Source organism: Argonema galeatum A003/A1, from assembly GCF_023333595.1.
GTDB lineage: Bacteria > Cyanobacteriota > Cyanobacteriia > Cyanobacteriales > Aerosakkonemataceae > Argonema > Argonema galeatum.
The window spans coordinates 69,825-85,154 of record NZ_JAIQZM010000023.1 but is presented as its reverse complement, the minus strand read 5'-3'; the positions used below and the strand labels follow the sequence as shown (position 1 = coordinate 85,154).

18 protein-coding genes are annotated in these 15,330 nt (G+C 44.2%); 4 read left to right on the top strand and 14 right to left on the bottom strand.

Annotated features, from left to right (window positions below; translation table 11 throughout):
* Nucleotides 1-35 precede the first annotated feature (35 nt).
* On the top strand, nucleotides 36-1,100 hold the full coding sequence (locus tag LAY41_RS21775; RefSeq protein ID WP_249102870.1) for an anthranilate phosphoribosyltransferase family protein: 1,065 nt from the start codon (nucleotides 36-38) through the stop codon (nucleotides 1,098-1,100).
* Here LAY41_RS21775 and LAY41_RS32370 read toward each other — a convergent pair.
* Nucleotides 1,097-1,354, bottom strand: a complete 258-nt coding sequence (locus LAY41_RS32370) for a S8 family serine peptidase (protein WP_338023041.1) — start codon at nucleotides 1,352-1,354, stop codon at nucleotides 1,097-1,099. The genes LAY41_RS21775 and LAY41_RS32370 overlap by 4 nt on opposite strands.
* A gap of 97 nt (nucleotides 1,355-1,451) precedes the next feature.
* Between LAY41_RS32370 and LAY41_RS21765 the strand changes: the two genes are divergently transcribed.
* Together LAY41_RS21765 and LAY41_RS21760 are read left to right on the top strand one after the other, a co-directional pair.
* Nucleotides 1,452-1,865, top strand: a complete 414-nt coding sequence (locus tag LAY41_RS21765; protein WP_249102869.1) for a XisH family protein — start codon at nucleotides 1,452-1,454, stop codon at nucleotides 1,863-1,865.
* A complete protein-coding gene (locus LAY41_RS21760) occupies nucleotides 1,853-2,236 on the top strand; it encodes a XisI protein (RefSeq protein WP_249102868.1) in 384 nt (127 codons plus the stop codon). The genes LAY41_RS21765 and LAY41_RS21760 overlap by 13 nt, the downstream gene beginning before the upstream one ends.
* A 139-nt stretch (nucleotides 2,237-2,375) precedes the next feature.
* Here LAY41_RS21760 and LAY41_RS21755 read toward each other — a convergent pair whose 3' ends face one another.
* From LAY41_RS21755 to LAY41_RS21725, 7 genes are all read right to left on the bottom strand, one after another.
* Nucleotides 2,376-3,863 (bottom strand): acyl-CoA synthetase, encoded by a 1,488-nt coding sequence (locus tag LAY41_RS21755; RefSeq protein ID WP_249102867.1) that lies wholly within the window; start codon nucleotides 3,861-3,863, stop codon nucleotides 2,376-2,378.
* A 114-nt stretch (nucleotides 3,864-3,977) separates the two neighbouring features.
* A complete protein-coding gene (locus LAY41_RS21750) occupies nucleotides 3,978-4,535 on the bottom strand; it encodes a hypothetical protein (protein ID WP_249102866.1) in 558 nt (185 codons plus the stop codon).
* A complete protein-coding gene (locus LAY41_RS21745; protein WP_249102865.1) occupies nucleotides 4,535-5,926 on the bottom strand; it encodes an AAA family ATPase in 1,392 nt (463 codons plus the stop codon). The genes LAY41_RS21750 and LAY41_RS21745 overlap by 1 nt, the downstream gene beginning before the upstream one ends.
* 91 nt (nucleotides 5,927-6,017) lie before the next feature.
* Nucleotides 6,018-6,266, bottom strand: coding sequence for a UPF0175 family protein (locus LAY41_RS21740; protein ID WP_249102864.1), 249 nt, complete (start codon nucleotides 6,264-6,266; stop codon nucleotides 6,018-6,020).
* A gap of 126 nt (nucleotides 6,267-6,392) precedes the next feature.
* The gene (locus LAY41_RS21735; protein WP_249065516.1) at nucleotides 6,393-6,575 is read right to left on the bottom strand and encodes a hypothetical protein; all 183 of its coding nucleotides are present in this window, start codon (nucleotides 6,573-6,575) and stop codon (nucleotides 6,393-6,395) included.
* Nucleotides 6,576-6,578: 3 nt separating this feature from the next.
* The gene (locus tag LAY41_RS21730; RefSeq protein WP_249102862.1) at nucleotides 6,579-7,052 is read right to left on the bottom strand and encodes a type II toxin-antitoxin system VapC family toxin; all 474 of its coding nucleotides are present in this window, start codon (nucleotides 7,050-7,052) and stop codon (nucleotides 6,579-6,581) included.
* A gap of 128 nt (nucleotides 7,053-7,180) precedes the next feature.
* A complete protein-coding gene (locus LAY41_RS21725) occupies nucleotides 7,181-9,448 on the bottom strand; it encodes a DUF1796 family putative cysteine peptidase (RefSeq protein ID WP_249102857.1) in 2,268 nt (755 codons plus the stop codon).
* Nucleotides 9,449-9,699: 251 nt separating this feature from the next.
* Between LAY41_RS21725 and LAY41_RS21720 the strand changes: the two genes are divergently transcribed.
* Nucleotides 9,700-10,293 carry a molybdenum cofactor guanylyltransferase gene (locus LAY41_RS21720; RefSeq protein WP_249102854.1) on the top strand — a complete coding sequence of 198 codons (594 nt, stop codon included), beginning with the start codon at nucleotides 9,700-9,702 and terminating at the stop codon, nucleotides 10,291-10,293.
* Nucleotides 10,294-10,823: 530 nt separating this feature from the next.
* Here the strand turns inward: LAY41_RS21720 and panD are convergent.
* The 6 genes from panD to LAY41_RS21690 form a co-directional block, all read right to left on the bottom strand.
* Complete coding sequence (gene panD / locus LAY41_RS21715; RefSeq protein WP_249102852.1) at nucleotides 10,824-11,240, bottom strand: aspartate 1-decarboxylase; 417 nt, start codon at nucleotides 11,238-11,240, stop codon at nucleotides 10,824-10,826.
* A 131-nt stretch (nucleotides 11,241-11,371) separates the two neighbouring features.
* Nucleotides 11,372-11,881: an inorganic diphosphatase gene (locus tag LAY41_RS21710; RefSeq protein WP_249102850.1), complete on the bottom strand. Its 510-nt coding sequence runs from the start codon at nucleotides 11,879-11,881 to the stop codon at nucleotides 11,372-11,374.
* Nucleotides 11,882-12,149: 268 nt separating this feature from the next.
* Nucleotides 12,150-12,335 (bottom strand): TLTLP motif-containing protein, encoded by a 186-nt coding sequence (locus LAY41_RS21705; protein WP_249102848.1) that lies wholly within the window; start codon nucleotides 12,333-12,335, stop codon nucleotides 12,150-12,152.
* Nucleotides 12,336-12,683: 348 nt separating this feature from the next.
* A complete protein-coding gene (locus LAY41_RS21700; RefSeq protein WP_249102846.1) occupies nucleotides 12,684-13,646 on the bottom strand; it encodes an Npun_F2552 family protein in 963 nt (320 codons plus the stop codon).
* Nucleotides 13,647-13,685: 39 nt separating this feature from the next.
* The gene (locus LAY41_RS21695) at nucleotides 13,686-13,964 is read right to left on the bottom strand and encodes a hypothetical protein (protein WP_249102842.1); all 279 of its coding nucleotides are present in this window, start codon (nucleotides 13,962-13,964) and stop codon (nucleotides 13,686-13,688) included.
* A 155-nt stretch (nucleotides 13,965-14,119) separates the two neighbouring features.
* Nucleotides 14,120-15,169, bottom strand: a complete 1,050-nt coding sequence (locus LAY41_RS21690) for an Npun_R2479 family HD domain-containing metalloprotein (protein ID WP_249102841.1) — start codon at nucleotides 15,167-15,169, stop codon at nucleotides 14,120-14,122.
* Nucleotides 15,170-15,330 lie beyond the last annotated feature (161 nt).

The following is a 15,330-nucleotide window of genomic DNA, read 5'->3' as shown; positions in this document are numbered from 1 at the left end:
AAGTCCTGAACAATTAACAACCAAGAACTTCTTCTATGAGCAAAGTTTTTAGAGAACTGCTGAAAAAAGTTGGCAGCGGTACGCATACCGGCGAAGATTTGAGTCGAGAGGAAGCAGCCCAAGCAACCCGAATGATGTTGGTTGGGGAAGCAACCCCAGCACAAATTGGGGCTTTTATGATTGCCCACCGTATCAAGCGTCCCACTGGTGAAGAATTAGCTGGAATGCTGGATGCTTATGACGAACTGGGGCCAAAACTGCAACCCTGCGATCGGTTTAAGTCAGAGGTGGTAGTTTTGGGTATACCTTATGATGGGCGATCGCGCACGGCACCGATCGGTCCCCTCACAGCTTTAATCCTAACCGCAGCTGGAGTGCCAGTAATCATGCACGGAGGCGATCGAATGCCTACCAAAGAAGGTCTACCCCTGGTTGATATCTGGCAGGGATTAGGCATTGATTGGACTAAATTATCTCTAGCACAAACTCAGCAGGTTTTTGAAAGTACAGGACTGGGATTTGTCTATTTGCCCCAACATTTTCATTTAGCAGCTGAATTTGTTTCCTACCGCGACCAAATTGGCAAGCGTCCTCCCTTTTCCACGATGGAATTGATGTGGTGTCCCTACGCGGGAGATGCCCACATTGTGTCTGGATTTGTTCATCCCCCTACGGAAAATATGTTTCGAGACGCCTTCGCGTTGCGGGGAACTCAGCATTTCACTACGGTGAAGGGTTTAGAGGGAAGTGGCGATTTGCCGCGCGATCGCACCGCCATTATCGGCATTGCTAAGCCTGACGCGCCCTTTGAACGCCTGCATTTAGCACACAATGATTATGGTTTTAGTAACAAGAATCCCTCTCTTGATTCCACTGCCGAATTAATTGAACAGGTGCAATCCGTGTTGCAAGGAAAACCCTCGGAAATGATGCAATCTGCCATCTGGAATGGTGGTTTTTATCTGTGGAATTCAGGCGTTTCTCCAGATATGCACTCCGGTATATCCGAAGCAACAGCCTTACTTACCAGCGGACAGGTTGTTAAAAAACTTCAGGAAATTCGTAAAACTGTCGCCTCCTTCCAAATAGTATCTGTTTAAGTTGGCATATTCAGCCTTCCTAGCAAACAGCGTTCTGGTTCTTCGACTTCTTCAGGATTGCAGGGAATAGCACTGTTGAGGATAGGTTGGCGCACGGCTTCGACGTTGAGGGGTTCGCCGCGTTGCTGTTGTAAACTCAGAAATAGGGCAGCAAATCCGGTAATAACGGCAGCAGCGCAACTGGTGCTTTTTTTATGGATGGGTTTATCGGTTCCGGGTTGTGCGCCTAAGATGTTTTCGCCGGAGGCGAGGATGCCTTTTAGCTTAGATATTTCTTGGCAGTCAAAGGTTTTGTTGCTATATTCGTAAGTAGTAGGGATAATTTATTTAAATTATCAGGTTACTGACTCAATGGCTAAAGATGTTTTTCATAGGGCGGTTAGGAAGGGTTTAGAAAAGGAGGGCTGGGTGATTACGGATGACCCACTGAGAATTAAGGCAGGTGGGGCTGATATGCAAATTGATTTGGGAGCAGAAAAAGTTATGGCCGCAGAAAGGGGAGAGGAAAAAATCGCTGTTGAAGTTAAAAGTTTTATTGGTGCATCAAATATTTCTGAATTTCATACGGCGGTGGGACAATTTATTAACTATCGGGTAGCTTTGGAAGAACAGGAGCCGGAACGCATTTTATATTTAGCCGTTCCGATCGGTGTACATCGCCGATTCTTTTTTCTGCCATTTGTCCGAACTATTGTTGAGCGGTTTCAAATTACATTAATTACTTACGATCCAGTAGACGAGGTAATTTTAGAATGGAAAAACTAGAACGCTATCGCACTTATATCCAAGAGTTGTTGAGTGAGTATGCCAAACTGAGCAAGTCCGATGATGAAGCTGAAACAGAGTTAGTTTTTGATATTCAACGCGACCATTATCAAGTTGTACATACGGGTTGGAAGAATCGAAGACCTATGTATGGGTGTGTGTTACATCTGGATATTAAAGGTGAGAAAATTTGGATACACCATGATGGTACGGAGATTGGGATTGCTGATGAGTTAGTGAAGTTGGGAGTACCAAAATTAGATATTGTTTTGGCATTTCATGAACCTTTGGTGAGGCAATATACAGGGTTTGGTGTGGGAGTTGAGAGCCAATCTGAAGGCAAGGAGTTAGAAGGGGTTAAGAGCAAGTAATTCTGTTTAACCAAACCTAATAGCTAACCCCAAAAAAAGTGTAAAAATCCTGATTTCTTTGAGGGTTATTGGCTACTAATAAAAGAGTGTTTAGTCGATCGCAATCCTTTTTCTTCTTTGCACGATTCCACGATCGACATTAGGATGAGTGAAATAGCTTCGCCACGCTAGGCTTAGTCACTTTCCCCATCGCGTTGCGTGGTAGTTCTTCAACAGCAAGAATTTGGGTGGGAACTTTGTAGGTAGCCAGTCGTTCTTTTGCCCAACTTCTGAGAGTTTCCAAACTCAAATTAGTTCCTGATTTCAATACCAAAGCTGCACAAACTCTCTCACCCCATTCTAGATCGGTAACCCCAACAACTGCACAGTCCTGAATATCTGGATGAGTTCGGAGGACTTCCTCAATTTCCAAAGCCGAAACTTTATAACCTCCAGTTTTGATGATATCGACGCTAATTCGACCAAGGATACGGTAATTATCATTTTCAACGACTGCGAAATCGCCTGTGCAAAACCAACCGTCGCGAAAAGCTTTTACCGTTGCTTCCGGTTTTTGCCAATATTCCAGAAAAACTCCTGGCCCTTTGACTTGTATTTCTCCTGGTGTTCCCGGAGAAACTAAATCTCCGTTTTCATCCACTAATCTAACTTCAACTTGAGGTAAGGGTTTGCCAACATATCCCGCGAATCTTTCACCATGTAAAGAGTTAGATAAAGCCATGCCAATTTCCGTCATACCGTAGCGTTCGAGCAGAAAATGACCGCTGATACTTTGCCATTTTTCTAATACTTGGACGGGTAAAGCTGCCGATCCTGAAACCATCAGACGTATTTTAGCACAGCCATCGGATATCCTTTTTTGGCGTTCGCTATCTGCGGCTTCCCAAGCTGCAATCAGCTTGACATAAATCGTCGGTACAGCCATAAATAGAGTTAAGTCACCACGAATCATGCGATCGCAAACTATTTGAGCATCAAACTTGCTGAGGATATGGCACTCAGCACCACTCCACAAGGCGCAAGTTAGCACATTAATAATCCCATGAATGTGGTGAAGCGGCAGGACGTGCAAAATGCGATCGTCTGATGTCCATCCCCAAGCCGAAACCAAGCTAGTCACTTGCGCTTGAATATTTTGATGTGTGGTAACTACTCCCTTGGGTTTACCAGTTGTGCCGCTAGTATAAAGGATTAAGGCTCGTCTGGCGATATCAATTTCTGGGAGTAAACCAACTTCAGGGAGAGTTTCCGAAGTCAGAATAAATCGCAAATTTCGCTCTTGTGCGATCGGACCCACTACCGCCTCGAAATCTGGATGAGCGATCGCAATTGATGCGCCTGAGTCTGCAATAACATAGTCTAACTCAGGTTTTGGATGCCCTACACACAAAGGTACCGCCACCCCACCCGCACGCCAAATCCCCCATTGTGTAGCGACATACTGAAATCCTGAAGGAATGAGAAAAGCAACTCGCTGCTCTTGTAAATCTTCTACATTTTCCAGAAGTTTGGTAGCAATTTGAGCAGAAGTTTCGAGCAAATTATGATATGTAAATGTTCCTTCAGTGGCGACAATGGCAATTTTGTTTGGGTTTTGGTTAGCGCGATCGATCAGTGGGAGATTCACGTTAGTTAATTAATTCATTATGGTAACATAAAGGATAGCATTGCCAGATGCTTTCCGACTTTTAGCGACTTCCTCTCGGAAACGTTATGGGGCAACTATCGCCAATTACCTCAACTATATCAAATGATTGAATTGAAGGGGATGTGAATAGTTAATCCGAAGCATTAGATCTGGACTGTTATGAGTGTCAGTTGAGCGTTCAGGGCGTGTTTTTTTCTTGTCAAGGCTGATGTGACCGATACTGACGAAACTATATTTATAAGTATCAAGGAAGTTCTGTTTATGCCAAAATGCTTTGCCAATTTCCTTGCAATAAGCAACAAAACACTGCGCGCCTGTAAGTTGCTTGATAATTGCCTTCTTCTCGCCTTTCGTTTTCTTCATCTCAATGCAAAGGATAATTTTTTCTTTGTCAGTATCTGTAATTATGACAAAATCTGCGCGTTTGCACTCACCTTTCGAGCCATTAAAAATGTCTCTTGGCGCTACAAAAGTATCTGCCTTGATAATGATCACCTCATCATATTTTGGCATTCCATCAATCGTTACAGAATAAATATCCTTTTCTTCGAGTGTGACTGAATATTTTAAACGCTTTCCCTCCTGTCGTTCTTCCAGTGCTACTGTGGCGGTTTCTTTTATCATCTCTTTGAGGATAGCAATATCAGACATTAATCCTCACCCCAGACTATTGCTTCCTGAATCCGATTCATCGTTTCAATAGTTGTATCAAAACTGCGAGCTTCAATACCCAATTCCGGGTCAATGTCGGCAGGTGTCAAGGTTTGGCATTTAGTTTTTTTTGTCTTCCCATCTATTTTTATCAATGCCTCTTCCGCAATATAAACTTTGATTTTTTCAGCAGAGATAAGTTCTTCTTTTCGATAACCTTCTTCTTCAGCAATTCGTTTGAGATGAGGTTTATCATGGTTGAGCATGATCGATGTATTCAATTCTTTAACAATGTAATCGCTGTGGGTAGTTATAAAAACTTTAATGCCGAGGTTTACCAATCGGGCAAAAAGTCTAGCGACGCGACGCTGGTTTTCGGGGTGTAGGTTCAATTCTGGTTCATCTACCATCAGTAAATCCCCAAGCTGCGCCTCATGTCTGAGGTAAAAGCCGATATCTAATAAAGAACGCACCGCACTAGAACTTTGATCCATAGAAAGCTTGACCCGTTTACCCTTCGGCACATAATAAAGATCATCGTTGCGAGTAACTGTGTACTCACCGCCGATAATATCAGCAAAATCTGTCAGTATATCAGGATTATTCTCAGCAATAAAACTACTTTTTTTGAAAATTGTCTCCAATTCTCGCGTAAAATCCACATTTGTTTTTATTGGCAGGGCATAATCTTGATAGACCTTAAATAAAAGCTCCATTGGATTGATATTGTTATTAGCTTGACCCATTTCTTCAAGCAAGCGATTGCGTGCGAAATTCAACTCTTTACGAAAAATAGCGGCACCAGTTCGTTCGGCACTAGCGATGAAAGGGCGAGGAATAAGCTCAGCAAAAACGATCTCTTTCAGTGCATCGGCAATGGTGCGCTTAAGTATCTCAATGGGGATTTTTGCCTTGTCTTTCTCAACTAGCAGAGTGACAAATAATTCTGTACTATCTTCACTTTTTGTCATGGAGAATATTTCGACATTGGCAGATCCTATCGTCAGTTCAAACTTGCGTGTCAAACTAATGTTTTGGATGTCCAGGCTTACCTGGAAGTCTGTTTCTTTAAATCTTTCAGGCTGTGCTGCGAAAATCTTAGGTAATTCCTGGGTATATGCTTGGCAACCTTTAGCAACAATCTGTTCGGCTTGTTTGACATATTCTTGTATATCAAGACGAATTACGCCGTCAGCAAGGAGTTGCTCAATCTTGTCATCTTTGATGTCGATCGAAAACATCCGCCGCCAAGTATACAAAAAACCAAACAGAGCGTAAGTGGCGTAGGTCTTACCAGTATTATTGCAGCCACAAATAATCGTCAAGTCGCCAAGGGTAAATTCGGCTTGTTTTAAAGCGCCAAGATTTTTTACTTTTATTTTCACTGCCATATTCCTTTAGCGTGATTATAGAGTAGAGGCAGAAGGTGCAATTGTTGAATTGCTGCCAAATTCGTGATAACTGATGTATCGCTGATGACAATCACAGCCGTCCCAATTCTCGTAGGTTTTTCAAATCGATTGCAAAGTCCTCAACATCGTAGGAGTAGATTGGAATATTTTGCGGCTTCAAGAGTTCACGAAAAGAATTAGGGTGCATATCCGCTAGTTGGCTAGCATAGCCCAAGGTTAATCGACCTGTCTGGAACATATATATTGCTATTTCTTGGCGAAACTTGCTTGGGGTCAACTGAGATGCTTGTAGGATTTCGTCTGAAATGATGATACTCATCGCCAAATTACCTCACTTTCTCGATTATCTTAATCAATAGCAACATCTAGTCAATAATATCAACTGAGCGATCGCTCTATCACCATTATCAATAAATACCATAGAGCGATCGCCATAATAAGCTTCTTAGGCGGTCGGGTGCAGCGATTTGTTAGACTTCTTCTTCGGAGGTAAAGTTACTGACTCCCTACCACTTTCCGCTTCTCTCTTGCGCCAGTCTGCAAACATAGCAGCTACATCATAATTAAATGATTTAGCATGAGCTTCCCGAAATTGATAAATTTCCTCTAGAATTTCATTTGTCAACATTTCCTATTCTCCCATTAATTCATAAGGTGTGCAAATCGTTGGTAGCTCGTACCCAAAGTCAGCGCAAATCTGTGTAAGCTTTTTCTGAATCTGGGCATTTGCTATGTGCTTACAATTCCACGTTAGAAGATAATCCATACCGTGGATAGTAGCTATGGCAATATGTGCTGCATCATTAGCAGCTTTATCTGGAAGGTTACTTCTTGCTAAAAATTGAATCACCAGATCTTGAGCCGCCTCACTCGGCTTCAGCAATTCCATATCCTGCAAGATTTCAAGCCGATTGGCAGCTATCTCTGCGTCGCCCAAGGCTGCTTCATCTAAAACAAGTTGCGAGATGTATAGATCGAAAGCTCCGCGATAATTTTTCCACCAGTCTCGCGTTACCTCAATGTTGGCAGCAAGAATCATATTTTTAGTCGATCTGGCTGTCAAGTAGCCAAAAATACTGGTTTCAATGTAGATGGTTTCACTCATGCAAGATAAAACTGTTAACTTCTCTATTTTATCCTAGCGATCGCACCATCACCATTATCAATAAATACCATAGAGCGATCGCCACAATAAGCTGTTCAAATTCCACTCTATCAAATTATGGGTAAACCTCACTCTTGAGGTTCATCCTTGGGTGGATTAGGCGGACACCAAAACAGATTTTTGCTAGACACCCCAAGGGATTCGAGAATAGAACGCATGATGTCTGTGCAGTGCATCCAATATCCCAAATCCTCGTACATCCGATCGGGATTGAACTCCAGATTATAATGTCGCACGTTGGGAAGTCCTAAAAATTCCTGAGAAGATTGCGGGGAAATTAGCAGAAGGTGGAATGGCTTCCCCTCGCATTTTGATTCAAGCTTGTTTAGCAGATCGCTCACATAGTCACGATTGGTAACACCTGTGCGAACAAACAGCACCTTGTCGCACTTTCTTAGGGTATACCAGAAACGTTTCGATCGGGCCGTGTAACGAACGCGCATTCGTTCATATACGGGAAACATATTGTTTGCGGGGTCGTCTGTATCCTCTACTTCATGGGCGAAAGACAGCCCCGTCCACTTGCTGTGGTATATCCTACCTGCGTCAGGATCGTAGTGCAACAGGTCGGGGTTCCACATATCGTTAAAACCAGTCTCAATCATATCCGCGACATCCCCAAGATTAGTGGTTCGCGTTAGATCGAAAGGAAAGGCTGGTCCATCGTACTCCATTTTGTATAAAAGCATCCTTGCAGCACAACGATCGCCTAAAGGAAGAATCGCCACTCGGTTAATATCTGATAATTTACACTTGTATTGGAAAAATACTGAGGACTTGGGCGGCACTTTGACTCGGTTTTCCAGTCCGTCCTTGCCAATCATCATAGTGCGAAACGGCGCGTCGGGATCGAGGGGATCTTCATACACACCCGATCGCATTTCTTTGAGGGCGCTACGTACCTCCGGCCACATAGGATGGATATTATATTCCTGGTCTGATTCGTTGATGACGCGCAGGAGGCAATCGCTTTCTTTCAGAAGTCCCAGATGCCCGTCGTAGAATAAAGTTTGCGAAACTGTTGGCGAAAAGAAATGATTGGCAGCACAATATTCCAGGTCAACAGCAGGGGGGATATTCACCCTAGTTTCGATCTTGCCATCCTCTCCCACCCAAAAGAAGGGGAGGATATTTAATTGTACATTCTTAGCAATGTAAATACCGGGTATTAATCCAGCTTTGCTTTGAATAATTGCTTGCAGTTCTTCCCAATAAGCAGCGATCGTGTAGGTATGTTTTGATGTATTAATAACCCGCAAACTCTTCTCTTCTTGACAGACAAAAATGTGGAAACCCCAGTTATCGCGGTAAATTGGTACTTCCTGCTTCTGTTGTGGAAGTTGTTTTTCTTTGTTAAATTTGTCTTTGTTTATCTCAAAGAGGCTGATGTCGATCGCCTCGTACATCAAACGGTGCCCTGCCATGTTAGGATGAGCCCGATCGAACCACGTACCCGGTTTCCAACGCCCCGCCCCATCATCCACAGCGTCAAGCCAATTCAGCACAAAAGGGCCCCAACTTAGCATCCGGTTGTGGGTATCTCGCAACAGCCAATTATGTTCAGACCTATAATCCCCATTCGGGTATACTGCTCCTAGAATTGGCATAGCTCCCAATTCCTTCGTCATTTTCACCAGTTGCTGCAATCCGCTTTCAAAACGCCGTTGCACCGCCCGTCGTTGGTGAGGGGGACAATAAGCCAGCCCCTCGTTGCCCAGAGAGAGGGCAATAATAACGATATCCGGTTGTTCTGGCGCAACTACCAGGGGAAACCTGTCAATTGTGGTGCTGACATTGGCACCCACCTCAGACACATTTACCAGGATATGTCCGTATTTTTCATGCAATGCTTGCTCCAGATGCCACGCCCAGCCCCTCAACAACCATGAATTGCATCCTACGCCTACAGAACTGCCAACGATCGCGATTTTCAGACCCCGATCTCCTTTGGTGAGTGGCTTTTGGGCAGTAGGCTCCTTAAAATATCCGTAGGGACAAGGCTGCGCGTCACCGAACCAGCCATCTTCCACAATTATGGTAGATGACTGATGGTCAGATTCGATCGGTATCCAACGGTTCGCTGTTAAAGTTTCCCATTTAACGCTACCATCTGCCCGGAGTAGCACGTACTTGTATTCGATGTTTTGAGGAACGGGTGACTCCAACGACGAAGGAACATCAATTTCAATGTCTGTCCACCATAAAGGGTAGTACTCGCCACTACTGCATAAATTTACGCACTTGGTTACGTTCCACAGTCCTAACTCAGGAGTCGAACCGACGAGTCCGATGAATTCTCCCTTTTGCGTGTGAGCCCTTATCTGGAACCGATACATAAATTATGTCTCTTCTGGATGCCAGCTTTTGCTGCGTAGCAGCTTATCACGTCTAATCCTCAAGGTCTGTCTTGGAGATCACTTTGAGCGGGAATTTATGGTTCTTCTGTTTCTGGTATAGCCAAAGTCAGATATGTTAGGAAAGTATTGACCGCTCAAACCAAGAAAAGGACTGTGTTTGCACTAAAGTCGAAGCACTAAAGCCGAAGCACTAAAGCAGAAGCACTCAGTATCTCAGCAACCAATAAATTATGATAAGTCCAAACTCAAAACCTTCTGTTGCTGCTGTTATCCTAGCTGGGGGTAAAAGTTCTCGCATGGGAGAGGATAAGGCTCTTATTCCTTGGGATGGCACACCTCTTTTGCAAAAAGTATGTAAAGTGGCAGATGAGTGTTGCCAGCAGGTTTACATTCTCACTCCTTGGCCCGATCGCTATCTATCTATTGTTAAAAAAGAGTATAAATTTTTACTAGAGTCTAACCCAGGTCAGGGGCCGCTAGTTGGCTTGGCTGAGGGACTGGCTCAAATCTCTGCTGACTGGGTGTTACTCTTAGCCTGCGATTTGCCTTTACTCGACCCCATTATTATCGACAGTTGGGTAAGCCACTTAACTCAGATACCTTCTGATATCTTAGCTTTGGTGCCGCGACAGGCTGAACTTTGGCAACCTTTGTGCGGTTTCTATCGGCGGGAAGCTTTACCAGAGTTGCAGAACTTTATTCAGCAAGGTGGGCGATCGTTTCAAACTTGGCTGGAACAAGTGCCTGTGCAGGTTATTCCTGTGAGCGAACAGTGTAGTGATATGCTGTGGAATTGCAATACACCTAGCGATCTGCATCATTAATCCTAGAACACCGATTCAGTAATGGTAGGGGCGTTCGCGTTGGCGTAGCCTGCGACGAGAGCGCTCTTCGTGCCGGAGGCATTAGCATTCGGGCTATAACTTATCGCTTTCTACCTAGATTTTCACCCCCGTTTGCTTCGCCCCAACACGCTAAAAAGGCATCAAGAAGTATTGCTGAATCGGTGTCCTAGAAAATTTAAGTGATTAAAAAATAATTTTTACATCTACCTTTAGATAGAGCTAGTTCTAAAGTGGGATATACCTTTAGTATGAAGTTTAAAAGCTACAGGTTATAATAAAATATAATGCGAGTCATGTAAATTTTGTGTTGCCAAACACAAATGGATAAAAATAATACAAGTAAAGTCGTCATTTGGGCTACCATTGACCCCGAATGCGTTAAACAGAGAATTAGTAGAATAAATGACCGAATTGAAGCCGTTTTGAGAAAGTACAAGTTCGATCGTTAAACCGGGCACAAAACATTTTGTTATTTAAATTCCCATCAAAGTTTTTTTAGCAATAAGCGCCTACGTCAGACTAATGCTAATAACCGGGTAACTGTCAAATCTGTTAGGGAGTTGATCGTAGCGATGCACTTCTTGAAGGCTGTTATTGTCGTCTACCAAGACAACTGTGGGAGAGTGGTTTTTCAATTCTTCTGGGGTGAATTGCCCGTAAGTCATGATAATGATGCGATCGCCCTTCATCCCCAACCGCGCCGCCGCACCATTGAGTTCGATCGCGCCTGAGTGACGCGGTGCTGCGATCGCATAAGTAATAAACCTTTCTCCATTGGCAATATTGACAACCTGCACCTGTTCGTAGGGTAATATACCCGCAGCATCCAACAGGGTTTCGTCGATACTGATACTCCCCATGTAGTTGAGATGGGATGCTGTGATGGTACAGCTGTGAATTTTGGCTAAAAGGAGCGATCGGTGCATCGATTTTAGATTTTAGATTTTAGATTTTAGATTTTGGATTAGTCATTAGTCATTTGTCATTGGTTATTCGCAGAATTATATTAATGACTGATGACTAATGACTAATGACAAAAAGTCTAAACCAGACCTTTTTAGCTAACAGCTTTAATGCACTTTTCGACCAAGGGCATTACGTGATCGACATCTTGCCAACCCAAAATTTCGACAGCCTTCTTCTCTAGATTTTTGTAACTTTTGAAGAATTCTGCAATTTCGTACAAGCGGTGCGGTTGCAAATCTTTAAGAGATCTAACTTCGGCGTAGCGGGGATCTTTGTCGGGTACGCAGAGAATTTTCTCATCGCGATCGCCTCCATCGATCATTTCTAGCATCCCGATCGGTCTGGCCGCAATCACACACCCTGGGAAGGTTGGCTCATCCATAATCACCATACCATCAAGGGGGTCGCCATCATCGGCGAGTGTGTTTGGCACAAAACCATAGTCATAGGGATACTTGACAGAAGAATATAGCACTCGGTCTAAGGCAAAGGCTTGCAGTTCTTTGTCGTACTCGTATTTGTTTTTGCTACCGGCGGTAATCTCAATCAAAACGTTAATCAGACCCGGTTTGGGTTGGGCGGGAATGCGGGATAAGTCCACAGTGGAACTCCTAAATTTACGGCAAATGCGGGGTCCAACTCGTGACGAGTTTCGACAACCCCCGTGTAGCATTCTAGGGGAATATCGGTTACCAAGTCTTCCGTGGAGTACTCTAAGGCGGACAAGGCCCACCCTACTGATGCACAAAACCAGCTTGGTGTAGAAGCTGGTTTCGGGCAGACAGGTTTGGTTCGCGATGCCGTAAAATTATTTGGACACCCTGTGTTTGTGACTCAACCCTGTCCCTGGAATAAAGTATTTTTCTATATCACTCCTTCTGGATTGGTAGTGGATAGGTGATTTGTTGCAAAACCTCGACTTTGTTTGAAGAGTAGTGTGCGATCGCGCATAGGGGTAAAGTCAGGGTTAGCAAAGCTATGACTGTTCCCACGATATCTGCCAGCCTCTGCGGCGGATGGTCAGGAGAATTGGCAGCCTGGTCAGGAGAGTTCATAAAAAAAGATGCGTTAACTAAATTGTTAACCAATTCAGTTGAAAGTACGAATGAAGCAAGGGGCAATATAGTCCCTGTACTTATAATTGTAACTATTGGTTTGAGGGAGACTGTCTCCCAGAAAACAATCTTGACGTAAATCTATCTAAAGATAGAGATTCAGGCAGCTGTTCGCTGCCTGAATCTTACGAAATCGCCCCCCTAGCCCCCCAAATCTGGGGGGAGAAGAGTCCTATTCCCCCCAGATTTGGGGGGTCGGGGGGGCGATTTCGTAAGTCCTGAAGTAGTGAAATGCCTGAGACTCAAAAGATTTTTGAATGAGTGAATGAGTGACTTCCGACGAAGGCACTAGCGATCGCCATAAGCACCAATCGGTTCTTTGATGAACCGGATATACAGGTGCTTGAAGGTAGACTGGATGACCCGTGGCAAGCCAAAATCGATCGGTACTAGCGCTTCGGGTAGTTTCCAATCCGAAACCTGGATATCCGCCGGACGTAAGTGCGGAAAGTCAATCGCCGCTAATTCGGGACAAAGGCCCAGGCGCTGGGAAGCTGCAACCGTTGGTACTAAGCTGGGGTCAACATTGAGGATGGACAGGATAGAGCGATCGAGGGCAAACACATCTTGAGAGGCCCCCAGAATCCCCAAGAATCGTGGTTCGCCACCGCTGGGGCCATTCCCCTCGTGACCGATAATGCCATCCAGGATCGTCAAGTCAGGATTAATTGCCCGTGCCGTTTCCACCAACATTTCCCCAAAGCGGTTCGCATCTTTCCCCGCTTCCATGTGCCACCACGCCTTCATCTTTCCGGGGACGCAACCAAAGAGATTTTTAACCCCCATCGTCATTGTTAGTTGCACGTGGGATTTCACTTTCGGCAAATTAATGACCGCATCTGCATCCATCGCCTCTTTGGATAGCAGCAGGTGATTGAATTGTTCGCTGACAGTCTCGTACCGCTTACCGTGGAACTCCACTATCGGCAAATTTAGTTCATTAATCAAAGGCAAATAACCATTCGCCTTTGCCACTCCCAACGCACTGCCAAAAGCGGGGCCATCTCCCAAAAAAGGCTTGCCACCAGCTTCTTGTACCATTTTGGCAACGCAGTAAACCAATTCCGGGCGGGTAACGCACTCTTTGGTGGGACGTGCGCCTGTGAGTAAATTGGGTTTGAGCAAAACGCGATCGCCCCGTTTCACAAAGGATACCATTCCCCCGAACGGTGAGAGCAGAGTTTCCAGGGATGCCCGCACATTGGTTAGGTCGTAGGAGTTGGCCCGAATTAGACTAACAGCCGGTGGCATTTTGCGATCGCTCCAAAGCTTGGTTTTCTTAGACTTAGCTTAGCGGCCACTGCGAGTTAGTGCCGTAACACGCTCGGAATTGGGGAAAATGCCCTCTCCTTCCAGACCAGACAAAGGAGGCTTAACCTCAATTTTCATAACTTGGGCGGTACTGACAACAACCGTTTGATCTCGCAGATGTAGAATAAAAGAAGGTTTCTCTAAGAGGCTGGTAATTTGTTGCTCGAACTCTTGCGGCGACACAGGGATATTAAACGCTTCTGTCTGACCGTTGATAAAATGAAAGGTCACCTGGGTATAGCCATTCGGAATAGACATGAGAAAAAACTCCTGATTGATTTTCAGTGACAGACTACTTTAATTGCAGCAGTTGTCAGGGTCGAACCAGATCGCCGCTTTACTAATCTTGACAGAACCTATCCCAATGAGCAAGATTTCGCTCTGATGTTTCCTGTTACCTCGATCGATCGCGATTAATCATTCGAGAGATAACATATTTTCCTCTGGCGTTGCAAAAAATTTAGCATCTCGCTGTTCAACTCGATTTTTTTTTCATTCTGTAGTTGGTTATTATCAACGCGATCGCTATTATACCAACTATGTTCGTGGCCGAGAGTTATCGAATTATCAAAGTTTGCATTAAAAATGTAAGCTTTGGGCTTTTCGTATAGCGCCTTAAAATCATTATCCTCAATTTCTTGCTCTACTACCAATACATTTTTATATAGATTGGCAATGATTTCTTTCCCTTCCTTAGTTACTTCCAAGTAGTCCAGTCCTTTTTTAATAAGAGGATAGACAACATTCCAGAAAAAATTCGGATAGCCAGCACGCAAATCTTCTGGATGACTGTATCCCAGGTTTTTATTTACACCAGTTTCTTCAAACTCGTAGAACAGAGCAGGCATTTTTTCCAAGTAGCGAGTATCGCTTAGCTGACCAATTAAATCAGCAGCACGAACTAAACCAGGATAGTTAACAATGTCTTGATGTTCTTCATCATTTGGCACCGGGAACCGGGTCATTTCAATGTTCTGCTTAACTACTTCAATATCAATCAAATAGTGATCGGAAAAATGCTCCTCAAAAAAAACTTTGCCTCTGTCTACGTGGTATGGAGTGAGGCTGGCATCAGTAGAAAAAGGCGGCAAAAAAATTATCTCGCCGTCTATTCCCTTATCATACAATCTTTCATTTGGTTTATCTTGGAGACAAACTCCCTTGACGTAACCAATGTCATGAAACAACAACGAAATGATGACGTGCAACCAATCTTTACAAGAGACGCTACCATAGCGAATATGTTTACCCCGCAATATTTCCTGTCCCACTAAGGTCACAAGGATGGTGTGTTCAACATTGTGATAAAGCGCGTTGCTATTGGCAATATTTTCCAAAGCCATGCTAGCAACCCAGCCGATGAAGTCGGCATAGTCTGGTTTGAGATGGCCGTAAGTATTGCGGTAACCTGCTTGCAGGCGTTCGACGCAGCTATTAATGATGATCTCTGTGAGACTGAACATGGCTATTTCTATGATAAAATCTAGGTTCGGCAGACGTATTCAATTAAGGTCGTCAAGTTTGGTAGTGTGTGGTTTTACGAGAGAACTATTAGTATGACAGATAATCTGGTTAAACCTGCCTTTATTCTTCATTGCTCATTTATTTATATCCAAACTGACAG

What these genes read in the sequence shown, in the direction of transcription:
- LAY41_RS21775 (WP_249102870.1), top strand. Translation starts at nt 36, where the DNA reads ATGAGCAAAGTTTTTAGAGAACTGCTGAAAAAAGTTGGCAGCGGTACG.
- LAY41_RS21765 (WP_249102869.1), top strand. Translation starts at nt 1,452, where the DNA reads ATGGCTAAAGATGTTTTTCATAGGGCGGTTAGGAAGGGTTTAGAAAAG.
- LAY41_RS21760 (WP_249102868.1), top strand. Translation starts at nt 1,853, where the DNA reads ATGGAAAAACTAGAACGCTATCGCACTTATATCCAAGAGTTGTTGAGT.
- LAY41_RS21750 (WP_249102866.1), bottom strand. Translation starts at nt 4,535, where the DNA reads ATGTCTGATATTGCTATCCTCAAAGAGATGATAAAAGAAACCGCCACA.
- LAY41_RS21745 (WP_249102865.1), bottom strand. Translation starts at nt 5,926, where the DNA reads ATGGCAGTGAAAATAAAAGTAAAAAATCTTGGCGCTTTAAAACAAGCC.
- LAY41_RS21740 (WP_249102864.1), bottom strand. Translation starts at nt 6,266, where the DNA reads ATGAGTATCATCATTTCAGACGAAATCCTACAAGCATCTCAGTTGACC.
- LAY41_RS21735 (WP_249065516.1), bottom strand. Translation starts at nt 6,575, where the DNA reads ATGTTGACAAATGAAATTCTAGAGGAAATTTATCAATTTCGGGAAGCT.
- LAY41_RS21730 (WP_249102862.1), bottom strand. Translation starts at nt 7,052, where the DNA reads ATGAGTGAAACCATCTACATTGAAACCAGTATTTTTGGCTACTTGACA.
- LAY41_RS21725 (WP_249102857.1), bottom strand. Translation starts at nt 9,448, where the DNA reads ATGTATCGGTTCCAGATAAGGGCTCACACGCAAAAGGGAGAATTCATC.
- LAY41_RS21720 (WP_249102854.1), top strand. Translation starts at nt 9,700, where the DNA reads ATGATAAGTCCAAACTCAAAACCTTCTGTTGCTGCTGTTATCCTAGCT.
- panD (WP_249102852.1), bottom strand. Translation starts at nt 11,240, where the DNA reads ATGCACCGATCGCTCCTTTTAGCCAAAATTCACAGCTGTACCATCACA.
- LAY41_RS21705 (WP_249102848.1), bottom strand. Translation starts at nt 12,335, where the DNA reads ATGAACTCTCCTGACCAGGCTGCCAATTCTCCTGACCATCCGCCGCAG.
- LAY41_RS21700 (WP_249102846.1), bottom strand. Translation starts at nt 13,646, where the DNA reads ATGCCACCGGCTGTTAGTCTAATTCGGGCCAACTCCTACGACCTAACC.
- LAY41_RS21695 (WP_249102842.1), bottom strand. Translation starts at nt 13,964, where the DNA reads ATGTCTATTCCGAATGGCTATACCCAGGTGACCTTTCATTTTATCAAC.
- LAY41_RS21690 (WP_249102841.1), bottom strand. Translation starts at nt 15,169, where the DNA reads ATGTTCAGTCTCACAGAGATCATCATTAATAGCTGCGTCGAACGCCTG.